Genomic DNA, 20539 nt, shown 5'->3' with positions numbered 1-20539 from the left:
CTCATAAATAGGAAGGAAGCTATATCGTGAGTGAAATAAAAGTAAATCAGCTCGGACATAAAGCACCGAAGCTGAAAAAAGAATTAAAAAGCCGTCATATTACAATGATTTCTTTAGGCGGTACAATTGGTACGGGACTATTTTTAGCCAGTGGAGGAGCAATTGCTCAGGCAGGTCCTGGAGGAGCATTGCTTGCCTATGCTTTAATTGGTATTATGGTGTATTTTTTAATGACAAGCTTAGGGGAAATGGCTGCCTATATGCCATCCTCAGGTTCATTTAGTACGTATGCAACCAAATTTGTAGATCCTGCCTTGGGCTTTGCATTAGGCTGGAACTACTGGTATAACTGGGCAATCACCATTGCTGCCGAAATTGCTGCTGTGTCATTAATTATGAAATATTGGTTCCCAGATAGCTCATCAGCACTTTGGACAGTATTATTTATTGCTGTTGTATTGACGTTTAATTTACTATCCGTAAAAAGTTATGGTGAAAGTGAATATTGGTTTGCCATGATTAAAGTAGCAACGGTTATTGTTTTTATTATCATTAGCTTACTAATGATTTTTGGTATTTTAGGTGGGCAGGCTCCTGTAGGTTTCACTAATTTCTTTGTTAGTGATGGGCCATTCCATGGTGGCTTCCTTGCTACATTTGGTATTTTCCTAGCTGCAGGATTTTCATTCCAAGGGACAGAATTATTAGGAATTACAGCTGGTGAAACAGATGATCCTGGTAAAAATATTCCGAAGGCTGTTAAATCTGTATTTTGGCGTATTCTTTTGTTTTATATTTTAGCGATTGGTGCAATTGGGATGTTAATTCCATTTACAGACGAACGTTTATTATCAGAAGATATCGCAGTATCACCGTTTACACTAGTGTTTGACCGCCTAGGTATTGCCTTTGCTGCTTCATTAATGAATGCCATTATTTTAACGGCTATGCTGTCAGCAGGAAATTCAGGACTATATGCATCTTCTCGTATGTTATGGCAATTAGCAGTGGATGGACATGCACCTAAATTTTTTGCAAAGCTAAGTCGTAGAGGTATTCCGATTTATGCACTTATGGCAACATTAGCTGTAGGCTGTTTAGCATTTTTGGCATCCTTCTTTGGCGATGGAGTGGTTTATATCTGGCTATTAAATGCTTCTGGAATGTCTGGCTTTATTGCATGGCTAGGTATTGCGTTTAGTCATTATCGTTTCCGCCGAGCGTTTGATGCACAAGGCTTAGATCCAAAGTTATTACCTTATAAAGCCAAATTATATCCTTTTGGACCATTATTTGCTTTTACAGTTTGTATGATCGTAGTCATTGGACAAAATTACACAGCCTTTACAGGCGATAAGTTTGATTGGTACGGTATCCTTGTTTCGTATATTGGGATTCCATTATTTTTAGCATTATGGTTTGGCTATAAATTAAAGCACAAAACAAAAATGCTTCCACTTGAAGATTGTGATTTAAAAGTTGAAGATTAAATAATAGAGCTGTTCTATAAACCAAAGAGTGATGGTTTATGGAGCAGCTCTTTTTTCAACACTCATAAACAAATCTCTAATGATACATCATAAATATGGTAATGTAATATACATATGGAAATTGGGTTTGATAGGAGAGGTGCATCATAGTGCAAAAGCATATTTTACTTGTAGAAGACGATGAAGCCATTCGTGAAATGGTTGATAATTACTTAACGATGGAAGGTTTCCAGGTCACAACAGCGACTAATGGCGAAGAGGCATTACAAAATTGTTTGCAAAATATCTTTGATTTGGTCATCTTAGATATTATGATACCTAAATTAAATGGATTGGAAGTATTAAAGATTATTAGAGAGCAGGCAGCACTTCCTATCATTATTATGTCTGCAAAAGACAGTGATGTTGATAAAGCATTGGGCTTAGGATTAGGGGCAGATGATTATATTGCTAAACCCTTTTCTATGCTGGAATTTTCAGCACGTGTAAAGGCTGTTATCAGAAGAGCTACGAAATACTCTAGTCAAGCTGAACAAAAGCAAGAGGTACTCGAAATTGATAATTTAAAAATAGATATCGTTAATTTCTCAATAACAAAGAGCGGACAAGACATAAAGCTGACATCAAAGGAATTTTCCATTTTAAAATTGTTTGTGACAAATCGTCACAGAGTTTTTACCAAAGAGCAAATTTATCAGACGATATGGAAGGATGCCTATTATGGAGATGAAAATATTATAAATGTACATATCAGAAGACTCCGTGAAAAAATAGAAGATGATCCGTCACATCCTCACTATATTAAAACCCTATGGGGAATCGGCTATAAATTTGAAGGGTAAAAATATATGATATTTCTATTATTATTAATCATTGTATTGCTAATCGGCATTCTTATTTTTCAATGGAAAATCAAGAAGGAACAAGAACGTGCTATCCAATATATTCATCGAAAACTACACGTAATTGTGAATGAACAGACGTATGAAAAGATTCTAGTAACAACTACAAATTCAGAAATTCAACAGTTACTTATTACACTGAATACTTTGCTAGATCAACATCAAAAAATTCAGGCTACACATCGTAAAATGGAAAATTCCATGAAAAAGATGTTGGCCAATATTTCACATGATCTTAAAACGCCTTTAACCGTTGTACTTGGCTATATTGAAATGCTTCAACTTCAAAACGGGATTAGTGACGAGGAACAGCAACGTTTACTTACGGGTGTACATGCTAAAACATTAGAAGTATTAAAAATTATTCATACATTTTTTGACTTGGCAAAATTAGAGGCTGGGGACACAGATTATCCAATCACTAAAATCAATGTCAGTGAAATATGCCGAAAAAATGTTTTGTCTTTTTACGATTTGGTTACTTCATTGGGATTAGATATTAAAATTGATATCCCTGAAAGCTCCATATATGCACTTGGTAATGAAGAAGCATTAAATAGAGTGCTAAACAATCTACTGTCTAATGCTATTGCATATGGAGCAGATGGCAATGTAATTGGAATTACTATAAGAAACGATGAAGCCAATATTGATATTGATGTGTGGGATTGTGGCAAGGGCATTGATGAATACCATATCGATCGCGTTTTTGAAAGGATGTATACACTTGAGGATTCTCGAAATAAATCTTTCCAAGGTAGCGGTCTGGGACTAACGATTACAAAGCGGCTTGTAGAAATAATGAATGGCTCGATCCGTTTATCGAGTATTCCCTATGAAAAAACTATTTTTACGATTTCGTTAAAGCGAATGATGTATTGAATCCATTATGCTTGTAGAGCTTTAATGCTTTGCAGGCTTTTTTACTTAAGAAATTTGTAAGAATGCAGTAATAAAATAGAGAGTTTCATTTTTTATAATGAAACTAGTCACAATTGAGGGAGAGAATTACATGACATACATTGTAAAAACAAATCAGCTTACGAAAGTGTACGATGGAAAGGAAGTTGTTTCTGCTGTCAATATGAACGTTAAGAAAGGTGAGATTTATGGATTTTTAGGTCCTAATGGTGCGGGTAAAACGACTGTTATGAAGATGCTAACTAATCTTACGAAACCTACAAGTGGGGATGTAGAAATTTTGGGGGCGAAATTGACGGACAAATCCTATGAAATACTAAAAAGAATGGGGACAATTATTGAATATCCTATTTTTTATGAAAAATTAACGGCTAGAGAGACCCTGGAATTACATTGTGAATACATGGGTTATTATGATAAGAAAGAAATTGCACATGTTCTTAATTTAGTAAAGTTATCGAATACAGAGAATAAGCAGGTTAAAGATTTTTCTCTGGGGATGAAGCAAAGATTAGGCATCGCAAGGGCCATTATTACAAAGCCAGAGTTACTTATATTAGACGAACCAATTAATGGATTGGACCCAGTAGGGATAAAGGAGTTAAGAGAGCTTTTCAAGATGCTTTGTAAGGAGTACGGCATAACTATTATTATCTCTAGTCATATTCTAGCTGAAATAGAACAATTGGTCGATACAATAGGTGTTATTAAGAATGGAAGGCTTATCACTGAGGTAGCAATGGATACTATTAATCGTGATCAGGTCAATTATACGGAAGTGATCGTAAGTGATGGGAAAAAGGCAGCGTTTATTATTGAAAGCGAATTAAACATTACGAATTTTAAGCTGATGGATGATAACTCTATACGTATATACGACTCAACAGTATCCCAACAAAGCCTATCGAGAGCATTAATTGAACATGACGTTGAGATTGAAGAGATTAGTAAAAAAACTAGTTCATTAGAGGATTATTTCTTAAAGCTAATCAATGGAGGTGTTGTCCATGCTTAATTTAATGCGTTTAGAAATGAAAAAATTTCATTTAGGTTCATATGTTAAAGGAGCCATTATCGCTAATTTTGTTATTCTTGGTTTTTTGTTTATGATTTTATTTATTTCTAAAGTGGAAGGAGACCCAGGGCTTGAAAATTATGAGGTTGCATTCAGTGTTATTGATTCATTTGTAAGAGCAGTTTTTATGATTTTTGCTTCTACGTTAATAGCTAAGTTAATCATCGGAGAATATAAATTTAAAACCATTACATTAGCCTTTATGTATCCTATAAGTAGAAAGAAATTAATGGTCGCAAAGCTTGCTATTGTCATGCTATTTACTTTCAGTATGATCATTATCTCCAATGCTCTTATTACAACCATTTTTTGTATCATAAGCGATCGATATGAATTAATTCCTGATGTACTATCTAGTTCTTTAATTATCCAGCAAATACCTTCTGTATTGATGAATGCGATTGCTGCCTCAGGTATAGCTTTAATCCCATTGTATTTCGGGATGAGAAAATACTCTATACCGACAACTATCATTTCATCTATTATAATTGTGTCTGTAACTTCGTCAAATTCAGGTAACTTTACTTTAAACGATATTATTATTATTCCAATTACTTTAGCAATCGTAGGTCTTGGTATTGCTTATTTAGCCATTAGAAATATCGAAAAGGTGGATGTTTAATCAAAAAGATACCAGGTGCTCATTGCTATAGAGTACCTGGCTTTTTGTTATCCAAAAATTGTTTCCCACAGTAAGTAAATATTTAACGTAACAACAACGACTACGACAAACCAACCTAAAACAGTTGTAATACGGTGATTAACTAGGCTTCCCATAATGTCTCGTTTACTTGTAAACATAACAAGAGGGACAAGTGCAAAGGCAATACCAAATGATAAAACAACTTGACTAAGAACGAGAGCATAGGTAGCATTCACACCAGAGGCAATGATTGCAAGTGGTGGCACCATGGTAATCGCTCTACGTAAATAAAGAGGTATTTTTCTTTGAATGAAGCCTTGCATCACTACGTCACCAGCTAAAGTCCCTACAGAGGAGCTAGCAAGCCCTGCAATAAGTAAACCAAGACCAAAGGAAATGGCAGCCATTGGGCCCAGAATATCTTTTAAGCCATTATAGGCAACATCTAAATCTTCAACTACAACGCCTTGGGTATGGAATACGGCTGCGGCAATTATGAGCATGCTCATATTGATGGCACCAGCAATAATCATAGCGATGATAATATCGATAAATTCAAAACGGAAAATACGTTTTTTTTCTGCCTCATTTCGACCAATAATACGACTTTGAGTTAAAGAAGAATGTAAGTAAATAGCATGAGGCATAACGGTTGCACCTAAAATACCTGTTGCTAATAATAGTGAATCTACACCTTCAAAGTGTGGTGTGAACATGCCAATCGCCACATCGTCCCATGCTGGCTGCGCTAAAAATGTTTGGAAGGCAAATGCCAATACAACAATTAAAACCATGCCAGAAATACCTGCTTCAAAGGCTCTAAATCCTCTTCTTTGCAACTCTAAAATAGCGAATGAACCTACTGCTGTAATCAATGCGGCGGGAAGCATTGGGATATTAAAAAGTAAATAAAGCCCTAATGCTGCTCCAATAAATTCCGCGAGGTCTGTGGCAATGATGACCAATTCTGCCTGTATCCATAAAAAGATAGATGTTTTTTTAGAAAAATGCTCGCGTGCGACTTCAGGTAAATTTTTTCCTGTCGCAATCCCAAGCTTGGCAGACAGGGACTGAATTAACACGGCCATTAAATTAGAAAAGGCTATAACCCAAAGTAGCAGGTAGCCGTATTGAGAGCCTGCTGTAATATTTGTAGCAAAATTGCCAGGATCAATATAGGCGACTGCTGCAATGAAAGCAGGTCCTAAAAATGGCAAGAATCTTCGCCAACCTTTAATATCTCCATCTAAAACCGCCTCTGCAGACGATTTTGTGACTCGTTTGTAAACCATATTGTTCCCTCGTTTCAAAAAGTATCATCAGTGAAATAAAGTTTCCTATAGGAAAATAAGATATTAGTATTCTAACGCTAGGAATAAAAAAAGTGAAGTAGTTTGCTTTATCCTTCTAAAATAAGTATGCTCTTTTGGATGAAGTGAATGAGTAGAAAAATTAAATTGCAGGAAAAATTCGAAATTTATAGAACTAATGAAATGTAGAAGGGAGACAAGGTGATGGATATGGTATGGGTAAAATCAAAAGTAACAATTCCACGTACAGTGCCAAATGTATTAGAGAGGAAGAAATTATTTTCTATTTTATCTAACAATCGAATGAAGAAACTAACCATTATACGGTCAGCCGCAGGATACGGAAAGACGACTCTTTTAAGTCTGTGGTTGAAGCATATTGATGAATCGGTAGCATGGTTTACTATCGATCAGAATGACAATGATCCTGTGAGATTTTTAAAGTACTTAATACATACATTATCTTTTAGCATATTGAATGTAGAACAAAAGTTAAACAATATACTAGATGAAACACCACCTTTTGAAACAATTATAGATACACTGTTAAACGATTTGGATACATATAAAGAAAATATTCATATTGTTTTTGATAATTTTCAAGAAATCCACAACCCTCAAATTCATCAAATTATCAATCGACTTATTGAATATTTACCAGCCAATGCACGGATCTATATAACTACACGAACTAATTTAGAACTTCCACTAGCAAAATGGCGTGTAAAAGGTTGGATACTAGAAGTCGGGACGGGTCAATTATGTTTTGATTTAGAAGAGCTACAATCTTTCTTTAATTCTGTTACTAATGATGAACAGAAGGATGCGCTGAAGCCTTTATTAAAGACTACAGGGGGCTGGATAGCAGGTATCCAACTGATAAAGCTATCAACAGGTGGAATGGTAGGTAATCTTAGTAGTGAAGAAATTTTAGCCAAAGCTAGTTCATATATACATGAGTACTTCATGCAAGAAATTCTTTTAATATTACCTCAAGAATTGCAAGATTTTCTACTAAGAACTTCCATTTTAAACTACTTAGATCCGAGTGTTTGTGGATCCATCACGAACGGATTATATAGTTTAACTACATTCTCAGAGCTGGAGAAAAATTGTTTGTTTATCGAACAAGTACAAGCTCATCCACCCGTTTATCGTTACCAAACTTTATTTAGGCATGCCCTACAGGTAGAATTTCAAAGGCAATATTCCTATGAAATGATTACCTCTATTTATTACGAAGCAGCCACTAATTTATGCCAAAGAGAAGACTATGTAGCGGCAATTGAGCTTGCTTTAAATGGCGAATTATACAAGCTTGCACATGAATGGATTCAAAAATATTTAGTCGAAATATTTGCCGAGGGACATACTCTATTATTCGGGCAGTGGATACAGAAATTAAGGAATGCTCAGTTTCCAGTAGATATTAATATGCTTGTCTTATATATTACTACTCTGTTTTCAACCCATGAAATTGATCAGGCGAATAAAATCATAGAGGAACTACTACTTAAACAAAATAAATGGAAATGGATGGAGGGTTTTCAGTTCATTGCTGTATCAAAAATCTTTGAAATTATACATGCTTATATAGGTTATATGAAAGATGGAGACATTGAAAAGGCAAAAGTAGGTTTACAAACACACGTAAATGTAAGAAAGAATAAGTCATCTTTATATCATATTTCTTTAAAATATAATCAATTTGAGCCTAGAATTTTATGTACTTTTGTAGGTGCAAAAGGAAAATTCTTACCAGTAGAAAAAATGGATGAACTGATTCACGTGTTGAATGAAAGTGAAATAAGGGAGCGAAATATTACAGGCGTTACCTATGGATTATTAGCTGAAATTTTGTATGAAATAAATGATTTAGATAGAGCAAGTAAAGAGTTAGAAATCGGTTTACAATATGGTTTACATTTTCAAGATCCAGGATTATTTATACCAATGTACTTATTAAAGGCTCGTATTTATATGACTAAAAAACAATTCGAAGAAGCACATCTGTTATTGCTTGAAGCTATGAAGGAAACCGATAAACCTTATTGGATAGGTATGCTCTATATTATGAAAGCACAATCTTATTTATTGGAAGGAAATATTTCATATGCACAACAGGAATTTTTTAGAGTGACGGATTTTATCAATTATAGAATTGCATCAAAAAATCCATTTTATTTATTAGTTCAAGGTAAAATTCTATATGCTAAAAATCAACTGGAGGAAGCATTGCAAATTGCTATTCGTTTAAAAGAAGGAGCAACTCAGGAAAAGCAAATCGTTACGCTTATTGAAGCGGGCTTGCTAGAAGCCATTTGTCATTTTTCACTTGGTAAAGAGGATTTCGCTTTAACAGTATTACATGATGCTCTTGAACATGGAGTGTCCTATGGGTATTACCGTACATTTATAGAGGAGGATTCTATCTGGCCATTACTTAATAAATACTGGCGTCTACGTCAGCATAATAAGGGAGATACATTTAAGTCAGTGCCGTTAGCCTATGTAAATAAACTATTATTAAATGACAGCACAGAAGATGAGTTTTTCACTAACTTTACTGCAAGAGAAAAAGATGTTCTGCAATTACTCGCAGAAGGTGCTTCTAATAAGGAGATTGCACAACAATTGCAGCTGACAGAGGGAACAATTCGTATATATTTAACAGGAATTTACAGTAAAATAGGTGTGAAATCTCGCACGAAGGCCATTTTATGGGCAAAAGAATGGCTAGGCTTTTAAAGTTGTTAAAGAGAAAGGAGGTCTACATGTGCCAAATATTTTATTAGCCTCAAAAACAACAGTCCCTCAAACGGGCAAGCAAATTATTGAGCGAGAACGATTAAATGCCATTCTACTCCAGTCAACAGCAAAACTTATAGTAGTACAAGCGCCAGCAGGGTATGGTAAAACCACTTTTCTAAGTAGTTGGTTTCAGCAACTTGAGACGGCAGTAGCATGGTATACGGTGGACCAAACAGACAATGATCTAAATCGCTATTGGAAGTATTTAATTCATACTATTGGTCACTCATTACAGCCAGAAGCTGCCTCTCGGATTAATTCTATACTCCATGCACAACCACAGTTACCATTAGAGTTTTTAGTGGACTCTCTCTTATATGAATTATCGCTATCTACTAAAAAGATTCATATTATGATTGATGATTATCATCATATTCATAATATTGCTATCCATCAAGCGATGACTCGACTAATTGATTTCTTACCTGAAAATTGCTTTATTTATTTGACTAGTAGATCAACTATTTCATTACCTATTGCAAAGTGGAGATTAAACCATTGCTTGCTTGAAATTGGTTTGGAGCAACTTCTTTTTACGTATGAAGAGACAAAAGAATTTTATAAAAATTTAAATAAAAAGCTGGATGTAAAGGTATTTCAAAAGGTTTTTGAGATAACAGAGGGCTGGCCAACAGGGTTGCAATTAACTAATTTAGCGGATTTTCATAATGTAGAAAAAGAGTTAAAAGAAAGTAATTTATATGTGTTCCAATATTTAATGAGTGAGGTTTTTTCCAAACTAGCACCATCCCTCCAAATTTTTCTTCTTTATACTTCACTTTTGGAACAATTAACCGCTGATACATGTAATGTCCTAACAAACCGTACTGATGCTCAACTAGTCTTATTAGAGTTTGATCAACAAGGATTATTTATTAGTAGAGTAGAAGCAAAAGAGCAGGTTTTTCGATATCACAACTTATTTAGAGAAGCATTGCGCCAAGAATTGAGCAATCGTTTTACTCAGCAGGATATTTTGTATTTATATGAAAAGGCAGCTGTAGCATTATATAATAATGGAAATTTTTTATCTGCTATAGAGCTTGCTTTAAGCGGCAACGTATTTATGTATGCTGAACAATGGATTCAGGAGCATCTTGTAACATTTCTTTCCTGTGGACATTCAACATCTTATGTAAAATGGATTGATACATTTTTGTCTAATGGCTATGAGGTACACCCAGAGTTGATGGTAATGTATGCCTATACACTCGCAGCATTACACAATTTAGAAGATGCTTATCGGACGATCCTAGACCTAGAACAAAAGCATAGGTCTAATCAATGGATGAATAAAAGTGAGTATGCATCTGCTGTCGATGATTTTCTAGGTGTGAAAGCCTATGTCTTTGTCATGAAAAACGGAGATCTTTCTCAAGCTGGGGAATATATTCGACAAAGACTGGAGAGAAATCCAGTTGATTCCAAATGGGACGCAATATTTATACAATATAATCAAACAGAGCCTATGTTGTTTAGAACAAATATCGGATCTCGAGGAAAGTTACTTTCAGATGAACAGGCTATGTCTTATTTTGCTAAGTTTAGAACAGGGAAATTTAAAAACTTAAGTATGACGGGCTATAGCTATGGCGTGCGTGCAGAAAAATTATATGAGTGGAACCAATTTGCTGAGCTATCAATAGAATTAGAGGAAGCTATACGTTCTGGACATCAATTTCAAGATGCAGGATTGTTAGTACCGATGTATATTCTTAAAAGTAAAATAGCCGTGTTAGAAGAGCAATATATAGTTGCTCAAGGCGTTTTAGATCATGCAATTGAAGCTGTCAATGAACGCCATTGGATTGATAGTATAAGAGTAATGAAGGCACTTTTATTTTTACGTGAAGATAATGTTGTCCAAGCAGAACAGGAGTTAGCTAAGGTCAAAGTAGATAAGGATTTTACATTTTATTTGCTAGTAAAAGCACGTTATTTACTCATGGAAGGACATCTACTAGCAGCGCAGCAATTGATTATACAGGTGCAATCACAGGCGCAACAACAAGAACAGCTATCTACTCGTATAGAAGCGACAATTTTATTAGCCATATGTTTGGTTGAGCAAGGACAAGCAGATGAGGCGTTAGAAAAATTACACCAATCCTTGAAATTAGCCGAACCATATCAATATATCAGAACCTTTATAGATGAGCCTCAAACATATGCTTTATTAAAAAAATATGCCGCTATTCGAAAGCAATCTTCCAAAAAGGAGTGTAGGGAGGTTTCCATGAGCTACGTTGAGCACTTGCTCCAATGTGCTCAAAAGTATAAGCAAATTTCACCATTGGCTTCCCTTACAACTCGTGAACAGGAAATATTTACATTATTATCAAAAGGTGCTTCTAATAAAGAAATAGCCGAGCAGCTATTTTTATCGGAAGGTACAGTAAGAGTCTATCTCTCGGGGATTTATAGTAAGTTAGGTGTTAAAAATCGAGCACAGGCAATATTATTAAACACGCTGGTATAAGGTTATCCGTTATCTTTTTTAGGTAGCGGTCTTTTTTTTTACATAAAACAATTAACATTCCTCAATAGTGGAAGTATCTTGAATTTTCTAAGATAAAGGGAGGAGAATACTTGATTTTAAGAGGAAGGAGCGAGAGGAATGAAAAGAATCTCGAACATGATGATTGTTCTAATATTGCTCTTTTTCCAATATGGGCAAGTTCCAGCCTCTTATGCGAATGAGCATAATGCTATTGAAGAAGGAGCGGATAGTCATGCTAAAAAGAGCCTTAACAAAAATCTAGTTGGTAATGCAAGATTCCATACAGCGCCAAATGACACGGGCATAACACTTGTAGCCTATGGAGGGGCAGGAGGGCATGTTGATATTCCAGCTGTTATTAACGGACAGCCCGTTACGATAATAGGGGAATCTTCATTTTTTAATAAGAATGTGACAAGTGTAACTATCCCTGAAAGTGTGACTAAAATAGGGGATAGAGCATTTTTGATGAATCAGATCACGACTGTGACCCTCCCTAATAGATTAGAGAGTATAGGTAATCTAGCGTTTTTTGACAATCGGTTATCGACTGTCTATATTCCTGATAGCGTAAAAACAATAGGAGCAGAATCATTTGCGAATAATCAGCTAACAGCAGTGACAATTCCAGATGGTATAACAAGAATTGAGAACAGTGTATTTTCGAGGAATAAATTAGAAAGTGTAACCATTCCCAGTAGCGTGACAAGTATAGGGAACTACGCGTTTTATCAAAATCACTTAACAACCATTATTCTACCTGATGACTTAAAGAAGATAGGGTTCTATACTTTTTATGGTAATAACCTGAAAGAAGTGACTATTCCTGAAGCAGTTACATATATAGAAGATTGGGCATTTGCCTCTAATCAGTTGCATTGGGTTTACTTTAATAGACCATTAGTGCTGCAGCCTAATACATTTAACTACCAAGGTGACAGGTTTGATGGTTGGTATAGTGATTTGGCATGGGCAAAGCCGTGGGATGGCAATGTCACACAGCCAACAAAAATTTATGCAAAGGGAAATGCGTTAACATATACACTTACATTTGAGCCAAATAGCGATACAGCTATTGATGAACAGCAAATACTGGCTGGAGAAAAAGCACTTGCCCCGGCAACTCCGATAAAAGATGGCTCTCAATTTATAGGCTGGTATAAGGATGAAGAATTGACTGTGCCCTGGAGCTTTGATACAGATGTGATAACCGGAAATATAACTTTATATGGAAAATGGGCAAAAAAACCATACACTGTTATATTTCATACAGATACAGACACAATAACAGTCGAGGTATTGAATGGAGAGCTATTAGCCAAGCCATCAGATCCAACGAAAGTTGGCTATACATTTGCAGGTTGGTATAAAGACGAAAAGCTGATGATACCGTGGAACTTCGAGATCGATAAAGTGACAGAGAGTATGACGTTATATGGAAAATGGCTAACAAATGAATACATCATTACCTTTTATACAAATGGAGGGACGGTAATTTCTCCTGTGACAGCTAAGTATAATGAGGTAATAGATGAACCACTGTTCCCGACAAAAACAGGTTATAAATTTGTAGGCTGGTATAAGAATGAAGAGCTGACCAAACCATGGAGCTTTGATACTGATAAAGTGGTAGAAGATACAGCGCTTTACGCAAAATGGGAAAGGGAAGCTGTACATTATATTCTCGACTTTGCATCAAATGGTGGAAGTGCTATATCGCCTCAAAGGATTACTGCTAATACAACCGCAATGCAACCAATCACCCCAATAAAGGTAGGCTATACATTTGCAGGTTGGTATAAAGATGCTCATTTCACAAAAGTCTGGAATTTCCATACAGATATAGTGACCGCTAATACTACTTTATATGCAAAATGGCAATGGCTAGCAAACGATTCGTCAGGTGGTGGAGGAAATTCGTCCCCAACACTAACAGAGCCAGAAACGACAGAGCCAACCTTATCTCAAAAACCAGAACCTAAACCTGAAGATCAAGCTAAGCCACAACCAACCGAGCCAACACCCCAAACAGAGGCAAACATTACTTTCTCCGATATTCCTCAGGGCCATTGGGCATGGACGATGATTCAGGAGATGGCAAGGCAGGGCATTATTACAGGCTATCAAGATGGCTCCTTCAAGCCAAATGCACCAATTCAGCGCCAACATGTTGCCCTGATGTTAACCAGAGCATTAGAGCTAGAACCGAAAAAAGAGGCGTTTATATTTGAGGATATTCCTGAAAGTCATCTCTATTTTGAGGAAATTAAGCAAGTGCAACAAGCAGGACTGTTTGATGGCATAGATGGAAACTTCCAACCAAAAACTAATATGACACGTTCACAAATGGCCAAAGTATTGGTAGAGGCTTTAAACTTAACAGCCCATAAGAAGAAAACATTTAATGATGTATCTGCAGCTCATTGGGCATACAATTATATTGCTATTCTTGCGTCAAACGGTATCACAATAGGTGATCAAGGTAATTTTAGACCTAATGATGCTGTTACACGGGCAGAATTCGCAATCTTTTTATATAGAGCCCTCTCTCAATAAGAAAAAATCCCATCACTGGTGTGATAAGACTACCAATGATGGGATTTTTGTATTTACCTAAAAATAATTAACATTCCTCAATAGTGGGAGTAAATAATTACCTTTAAGATGAAGAAGAATTATTTCATTTTTAAAGAAAGGAGAGACTATATGAAAGCAAAAAGTGTTAGATATGGAATATGGTTTACACTATTTATCTTCATGATGTTAGTGAAAATCCCTTTTACTTTTGCTAATGAAGCTGATTATGATGTGGAAGATAGCCCTGATGGATCGATAACTATAAAGGCATACACAGGTACTGGCGGAGACATGGTAATTCCTCATCAAATACAAAAGAAAATCGTAACAGGGATAGACGCTTGGGTGTTTACTAATAAAAATCTGACAAGCCTCACGATACCAGAAACAATAACAACAATTGGTGCTTATGCTTTTTATCAAAATCAGTTAACAAGTGTGACACTGCCAAGTAATCTAACGAACATTGGTGATGGTGTATTTTCCTTAAACCAACTAACAAATGTGATACTTCCAAATAATCTAAGTAGTATCGGAAATTATGCATTTTCTGGAAATTTGCTTGAAAGCGTAGATATACCTAAAAGTGTTATTAGTATAGGAGATCATGCATTTTCAACGAATGATATTGTCAATGTGAAAATTCCAGAGGGTGTAAAAATAATAGGGTCAAATGCATTTGCAAGGAATGATATTGAAAGTTTAGAGATACCAGAAAGTGTGAAAAGCATTGGAGATGAAGCCTTTTCAAATAATTACCTCAAGGAAATCATTATATATTCTAAAGATGTTGAAATAGGTGATGATGCTTTTATAGGGCATAGTCCTAACCTTGTTATTTATGCTCCAGAGAATTCTTCTGCAAAAGAGTATGCAGATAGGTTGAATATAAACTTTCAAGGTATAAATTCTCCAGATCCTGTCAATGAAGCGGATTATGAGTGGACAAAAAATAGGGATGGGTCAGTAACGATTAGAGATTACATAGGTACTGATATGGCAATAACCATTCCAAGTCAGCTAGATGGCAGGGTAGTAACAGCAATAGGTAGTGGAGCATTTGGTGAAAAAGGTCTTACGCAGGTAATTATACCAGACAGTGTAACAAGCATTGGAGATGTAGCATTTGCAGAAAATCAATTAACGTATGTGAAACTACCAAATAACCTTAAAAAGATAGGTGAAGGTGTATTCTTTACAAATAAACTTACTGCTATAGAAATACCAGATCAAGTTACTCAAATTGGCTCATATGCATTTTTAGATAATGCACTTGCTACAGTTAAGCTGCCAAATCAACTTAAGACAATTGGGGATTTCGCATTTATGGAGAACCAATTAACAAACATTGAGTTACCAGCAACTTTGGAGACTATAGGAGAATGGGCGTTTTCAGATAATCACATAACCTCTTTAGTAATACCTACTAGTGTCGTAAGTATAGGAGCGTATGCATTTGCTACCAATGAACTTTCAAATGTAACGATTCCCTCAAGTATAATAAGTATAGCGGAAAGTGTATTTCTCGATAATCAGCTTACAAGTATAGAGATTCCTAGTAGTGTAACGAATATTGGTAGATGGGCCTTTGGGAAGAATAGACTTAGTAGCATTGAAATTCCTAAAAATGTAATGACTGTAGAGGATAATGCCTTTAATGACAATAATCTTAAACAAGTGAAAATATTATCGGATGCAACGATTCTTTTAGAAGATATTTTTAATGCAAATCCAAGTAATTTAATTATTTATGGTCATGATGCATCGACTGCTCAAGCCTATGCCAATCAAAATAATCACCAGTTCGAGTTACTTACTTATCGAATTATCTATCATGGAAATGGCTCTGAACAAGGAAATCCACCAGTAGATATGAATATGTATCCAAGAAATACTCCAGCAACGATCTTAGATAATATAGGATCTTTAGAAAAAACTGGCTATACATTTGATGGTTGGAACAGCACTAACGTAGGAGATGGTATAGATTATACAGTCAATAGCATTGTTGATATTGAAGAATCCAATCTTGCCTTGTATGCGAAATGGAAAGCAAATTCATATGTTGTCACATTTAATACAAATGGGGGGACAGCAATCAATCCTATTACAGTAAATTATAAGGCACTAGTAAGTAAACCAGTAATTCCTATAAAACCAGGGTATACATTTTTAGGCTGGTATAAGGATGCTCAATTCACCACACCATGGAATTTTACAACGGATATGATAACACAAAATACAACCTTATATGCAAAATGGGAAAACGTCGTCGCACAGTATACGGTGGATTTCGAAACAAATGGAGGAAGTACAGTAGCATCACAGAAGGTAACAAAAGATACCTTAGCAACAAATCCAGTAAATCCAACAAAGGCAGGCTATACATTTACAGGCTGGTATAAGGATATTGAACTGACGATACCATGGGATTTTTCTAAAGATGTAGTGAAGTCCAATATCACCTTATATGCCCATTGGGTAACAGACGGTTCATCGGGTGGTGGAGGAAGTATATCTCCGAATCCATCCCCAATACCAGGGCCAAACATACCTGAAAAACAAGAACAAAAACCTGAAGAACAAAAACCTAAACCTGAAGAACCAATTGATCCACAACCAACAGAGCCAGATATCATCTTCTCAGATATTTCTCAAGGACATTGGGCCTGGGCGATGATTCAGGAGATGGCAAAGCAGGGCATTATTACAGGCTATCAAGATGGCACCTTCAAGCCAAATGCACCAATTCAGCGCCAGCATGCTGCCCTGATATTAACAAGAGCATTAGCGCTAGAACCGAAAAAAGATGCGCGAGAATTTAACGATATACCTAAAAGCCATCTCTATTTTGGGGTAATCGATCAGGTGCAACAAGCAGGTTTGTTTGAAGGCATAGATGGGAACTTCCAGCCAACTACGAATTTGACACGCGCTCAAATGGCAAAAGTATTAGTTCTTGCCTTTAATTTAACTTCATCGAATAAAGATACTTTCGAGGATGTGCCAAAAACACACTGGGCACACAACTTTATCGCTATACTTGCAGGAAATGGGATCACAATTGGAGATAATGGCAACTTTAGACCAAATGATCCTGTAACACGTGCGGAGTTTGTAACATTTTTGTATAGAGCTTTGCATCAATAATTAAAAACCTCACCAATGGCTATCCATAAAGCTTTTGGTGAGATTTTTTTGTTCAAATTATTAACATTACTCAATAGTGCGTAAGGATGTAAATTATTATGCTAATAGAAAAGGAAGTGTTTCTATTGAAAATCGTTCGTCTTGCCTTCTTCATATTATTCTTAAGTTTAGCTTTTGTATCGATTAAACTTTCAATTAAAACGGATGAAAGGAATTATGATTGGCGTAATAACTCTGATGGTACAGTGACAATTATTCATTATAATGGTCCACATATTGAGTTTCCCTTTCCAAGCCGTTTAAATGGCAAAAAAGTTGCTAAAGTAAGCTCAGGAATTTTTGAGAAAAGGGATATTTACAGCTTTTTACCGAAAGTTTATTAGTTAAAGACGTACCCTGTGTCAAAAAAAGAAATGTATTGTCTTTCTCATCATTTTCTAATTAGACTTTCACCACTTGTATCGTATACGATGAAAAGAAAAGGCGAAGGACGGATTCGACATGACACATCGAATTTTAATTATAGAAGATGAAGAGAATATTGCGAGAGTGCTACAACTGGAGCTTCAATTTGAAGGATATGAGGCAGCAATGGCTCATACAGGAGCAGAAGGCTTACTACAATACCGTGAGCAGCAATGGGATTTAATTTTACTTGATATCATGCTACCTGAGATGAGCGGTATTGATGTGCTAAAGCGTATTCGTGCAACAGAATCCCAAACACCTGTTATCATGCTAACTGCTAAAAGTGAAGTAGAGGATAAGGTAAAGGGCTTGGATTTAGGAGCCAATGATTACGTGACAAAGCCTTTTGAAATTGAGGAGCTACTGGCACGAATTCGCAATGCACTACGGTTTTCGCAGAAGGTAAATCCAAAGCAAGTTGCACTTACATTTGGCCATTTATCGATAAACGAGCAAACAAGGGAAGTTGTGTATTTTGATAAGGAAATTCAGCTGACACCCCGTGAGTATGATTTGTTGTTCTATTTACTAAAGCATCCTAAACAAGTACTGACAAGGGAGCAAATATTAGAGGCTGTGTGGGGCTATGATTATTATGGGGATACAAATGTTGTGGATGTTTATATACGTTATGTACGGCAAAAGCTTGAGGCTGCTAATCCAGCACCTCTTATCCAAACAATTCGAGGTGTTGGATATGTGCTAAAGGAACATAGTTATGAGACTTAAAACAAAAATTCATCTACTAACAACATTGCTTATGCTAGTTATTATAGTGGCAACAAATAGTGGAATTTATTTGTTGTATGAGAAATTTGCCTATGATACGGAATATAATCAGCTCCAGTCACGGGCAAATGATTTAAGCTCTACACTGAGTCAGTTAAATGCACAAACCAACCTACAGCAAGTATTAAGAGCTTATATGCCAACGGATGGTGCTGTTTATATTTATGATGGTGAACGCTTGAAAACAAAGGTTCAAGCTACCCTTGAAATGCAAGAAGTCCCTGCCATTACCTACACTATGCCTGCTATTTGGATCGACGGAACGGTAGTGGACATAACATTACAGCAATCTATGGAAGAAGTAGAACGGACATTAGATTTGTTAAAGGTCATCTTAGTGGTTGTATCTGTTGTTGCAACGATTCCAATTTTCCTAGCGAGCTTGGTACTTGGGCGACTTATTTTATTACCGCTAGAACGTTTAAATGAAACCATGCGCAAAAGTGCATCTACTGGGAAATATGAAAAAATAGATACTACAGAAAAAGGTGGGGACGAGTTAATAAACATTAACCGCACTTTTAATATAATGATGGAGAAGCTTGAACAACATTATCAAAAGCAACAAGAATTTGTATCAAATGCCTCTCACGAGTTAAAAACTCCTATAACTGTCATTGAAAGTTATGCAAAACTACTCCTAAGAAGGGGTTTTGATAATCGTGAGGTTGCTCAGGAATCCTTACAGGCCATTGCCAATGAATCATCTCGTATGCATGAAATGGTGTTGCAATTGCTAGAACTAGCTAAAAACAAAGAGCAATTGGACGTTCATTTCGAACAACTAGAGCTTGCCCCTTTCTTAAATAAAGTAGCTTCACAAATGGAACAGGCTTATCATCGAACATTTAGAATTGATGCGCAGATACCAAAATTTATTTATAGTGATGAAAAAATATTGAAGCAACTACTTTTTATTTTGCTAGATAATGCTAGGAAATATAGTGAGGATGAAGTACGTATTCAAGCCACTGAAACAACCAACCATGTACGTATTACCATCCAAGATTTTGGTATTGGTATTCCGGTCGAGCATATTCCTCATTTGTTTGAGCGTTTCTATCGTGTAACAGAGGATCGTAATCGTAAAACAGGTGGTTCAGGGCTAGGGCTAGCAATAGCACACGAACTGGCACAACAATTAGGTATAACGATAGATGTGAAAAGTAAGCTAGGGGAAGGCTCAAGCTTTACTTTATGTATACCAAAGGAGGGACAGCAATGAAAAAGTGGATGTTAGTAATTGTTGTTATTATCCTTCTTTGTAGTGGAGTAATTTGGTTTGTTCAACATCGTTATTTTTACGTTCAACCTCTTAGTGAAGCGCAGGCTATTCGGCATATTGAGACTATCTACAATGGTCATGTTACACAGGTTGAAAAACAAGGAAGCACCTTTGAAATGCTTTTTACGCGTGACGATGTCAAGTATGGAGCTATACTCGATGTTACGACACAACAGGTGACTGATCTAATCCTGAAAGAAGGACATAGTAAATTACTATTAACAGAAAAGCAGATCAGACAAATGGTTAAAAAGGAATATGGAGATGTAGAAAGCGTTATGCTTACAGACGCCATTTACACTGTACGTGTTGAAAATGAGGAAATTCAAAAGGATTTAACGTTTGATGGTTATACTGGCGAACTACTGGCTGAGAAAAAGGTTGAGCCACAAGAACAACCTATCGAAGAGCCTATTATTACTGAGCAACAGGCCATTCAAATAGCTCTTAAGCAATTAAAGGGTGAATTGGATTCAGTTGATTTTGAAGAAACCTCAGAAGGTGGTTATTATTTAGTTGAGATTGAAACGCAGGAGGACGAAGCTACATTTCAAATTCATGCTGTTTCAGGAAAAGTACTATCTGTAACATGGGATGACGATCATTAAATCATTCTCA

General features: G+C 36.0%; 14 protein-coding genes. 13 read left to right on the top strand and 1 reads right to left on the bottom strand.

The features are described 5' to 3' along the window. The first annotated feature begins 26 nt into the window (after window positions 1-26). The 5 genes from AAJG31_RS12140 to AAJG31_RS12120 all read left to right on the top strand — a co-directional run bounded on the left by AAJG31_RS12140 (window position 27) and on the right by AAJG31_RS12120 (window position 5010). Entirely contained in the window at window positions 27-1490 is a 1464-nt protein-coding gene (locus AAJG31_RS12140) for an amino acid permease (protein ID WP_279493687.1), read from the top strand. Between the two features lie 149 nt (window positions 1491-1639). Then, window positions 1640-2332, top strand: coding sequence for a response regulator transcription factor (locus AAJG31_RS12135; protein WP_279493689.1), 693 nt, complete (start codon window positions 1640-1642; stop codon window positions 2330-2332). Window positions 2333-2338: 6 nt separating this feature from the next. Continuing rightward, window positions 2339-3274 carry a sensor histidine kinase gene (locus AAJG31_RS12130; RefSeq protein ID WP_257962267.1) on the top strand — a complete coding sequence of 312 codons (936 nt, stop codon included), beginning with the start codon at window positions 2339-2341 and terminating at the stop codon, window positions 3272-3274. A gap of 130 nt (window positions 3275-3404) precedes the next feature. Continuing rightward, window positions 3405-4328 (top strand): ABC transporter ATP-binding protein, encoded by a 924-nt coding sequence (locus AAJG31_RS12125; protein WP_103117310.1) that lies wholly within the window; start codon window positions 3405-3407, stop codon window positions 4326-4328. Beyond that, window positions 4321-5010 carry an ABC transporter permease gene (locus AAJG31_RS12120; RefSeq protein WP_048391929.1) on the top strand — a complete coding sequence of 230 codons (690 nt, stop codon included), beginning with the start codon at window positions 4321-4323 and terminating at the stop codon, window positions 5008-5010. Before AAJG31_RS12125 ends, AAJG31_RS12120 begins: the two co-directional genes overlap by 8 nt. Window positions 5011-5057: 47 nt before the next feature. Here the strand turns inward: AAJG31_RS12120 and AAJG31_RS12115 are convergent, their stop codons facing one another. Then, window positions 5058-6323: an Nramp family divalent metal transporter gene (locus AAJG31_RS12115; RefSeq protein WP_279493692.1), complete on the bottom strand. Its 1266-nt coding sequence runs from the start codon at window positions 6321-6323 to the stop codon at window positions 5058-5060. Between the two features lie 222 nt (window positions 6324-6545). On the opposite strand from AAJG31_RS12115, the gene AAJG31_RS12110 reads away from it, so the two are divergent. The 8 genes from AAJG31_RS12110 (at window position 6546) to AAJG31_RS12075 (ending at window position 20529) form a co-directional block, all read left to right on the top strand. Beyond that, complete coding sequence (locus tag AAJG31_RS12110; RefSeq protein ID WP_279493694.1) at window positions 6546-9089, top strand: LuxR C-terminal-related transcriptional regulator; 2544 nt, start codon at window positions 6546-6548, stop codon at window positions 9087-9089. A 28-nt stretch (window positions 9090-9117) separates the two neighbouring features. Then, a complete protein-coding gene (locus AAJG31_RS12105; RefSeq protein ID WP_279493695.1) occupies window positions 9118-11631 on the top strand; it encodes a LuxR C-terminal-related transcriptional regulator in 2514 nt (837 codons plus the stop codon). A 138-nt stretch (window positions 11632-11769) separates the two neighbouring features. Continuing rightward, window positions 11770-14208, top strand: a complete 2439-nt coding sequence (locus tag AAJG31_RS12100; RefSeq protein WP_279493696.1) for an InlB B-repeat-containing protein — start codon at window positions 11770-11772, stop codon at window positions 14206-14208. A 150-nt stretch (window positions 14209-14358) separates the two neighbouring features. Next, entirely contained in the window at window positions 14359-17379 is a 3021-nt protein-coding gene (locus AAJG31_RS12095) for a leucine-rich repeat protein (RefSeq protein ID WP_279493697.1), read from the top strand. Window positions 17380-17477: 98 nt separating this feature from the next. Further along, complete coding sequence (locus AAJG31_RS12090; RefSeq protein WP_048391923.1) at window positions 17478-17762, top strand: hypothetical protein; 285 nt, start codon at window positions 17478-17480, stop codon at window positions 17760-17762. 118 nt (window positions 17763-17880) lie between these two features. Then, a complete protein-coding gene (locus AAJG31_RS12085) occupies window positions 17881-18576 on the top strand; it encodes a response regulator transcription factor (RefSeq protein WP_048391922.1) in 696 nt (231 codons plus the stop codon). Continuing rightward, the gene (locus AAJG31_RS12080; protein ID WP_103117317.1) at window positions 18566-19861 is read left to right on the top strand and encodes a HAMP domain-containing sensor histidine kinase; all 1296 of its coding nucleotides are present in this window, start codon (window positions 18566-18568) and stop codon (window positions 19859-19861) included. Before AAJG31_RS12085 ends, AAJG31_RS12080 begins: the two co-directional genes overlap by 11 nt. Next, window positions 19858-20529 (top strand): PepSY domain-containing protein, encoded by a 672-nt coding sequence (locus AAJG31_RS12075; RefSeq protein ID WP_279493698.1) that lies wholly within the window; start codon window positions 19858-19860, stop codon window positions 20527-20529. The genes AAJG31_RS12080 and AAJG31_RS12075 overlap by 4 nt, the downstream gene beginning before the upstream one ends. Window positions 20530-20539: the final 10 nt, after the last annotated feature.

This window comes from Lysinibacillus sp. BS3 (assembly GCF_039614735.1).
GTDB lineage: Bacteria > Bacillota > Bacilli > Bacillales_A > Planococcaceae > Lysinibacillus > Lysinibacillus capsici.
Note: the sequence above shows the minus strand (reverse complement) of the source record. Positions and strands in the feature narration are given on the sequence as shown.

What these genes read in the sequence shown, in the direction of transcription:
- AAJG31_RS12100 (WP_279493696.1), top strand. Translation starts at nt 11,770, where the DNA reads ATGAAAAGAATCTCGAACATGATGATTGTTCTAATATTGCTCTTTTTC.
- AAJG31_RS12120 (WP_048391929.1), top strand. Translation starts at nt 4,321, where the DNA reads ATGCTTAATTTAATGCGTTTAGAAATGAAAAAATTTCATTTAGGTTCA.
- AAJG31_RS12075 (WP_279493698.1), top strand. Translation starts at nt 19,858, where the DNA reads ATGAAAAAGTGGATGTTAGTAATTGTTGTTATTATCCTTCTTTGTAGT.
- AAJG31_RS12125 (WP_103117310.1), top strand. Translation starts at nt 3,405, where the DNA reads ATGACATACATTGTAAAAACAAATCAGCTTACGAAAGTGTACGATGGA.
- AAJG31_RS12110 (WP_279493694.1), top strand. Translation starts at nt 6,546, where the DNA reads ATGGATATGGTATGGGTAAAATCAAAAGTAACAATTCCACGTACAGTG.
- AAJG31_RS12095 (WP_279493697.1), top strand. Translation starts at nt 14,359, where the DNA reads ATGAAAGCAAAAAGTGTTAGATATGGAATATGGTTTACACTATTTATC.
- AAJG31_RS12090 (WP_048391923.1), top strand. Translation starts at nt 17,478, where the DNA reads ATGCTAATAGAAAAGGAAGTGTTTCTATTGAAAATCGTTCGTCTTGCC.
- AAJG31_RS12115 (WP_279493692.1), bottom strand. Translation starts at nt 6,323, where the DNA reads ATGGTTTACAAACGAGTCACAAAATCGTCTGCAGAGGCGGTTTTAGAT.
- AAJG31_RS12130 (WP_257962267.1), top strand. Translation starts at nt 2,339, where the DNA reads ATGATATTTCTATTATTATTAATCATTGTATTGCTAATCGGCATTCTT.
- AAJG31_RS12080 (WP_103117317.1), top strand. Translation starts at nt 18,566, where the DNA reads ATGAGACTTAAAACAAAAATTCATCTACTAACAACATTGCTTATGCTA.
- AAJG31_RS12085 (WP_048391922.1), top strand. Translation starts at nt 17,881, where the DNA reads ATGACACATCGAATTTTAATTATAGAAGATGAAGAGAATATTGCGAGA.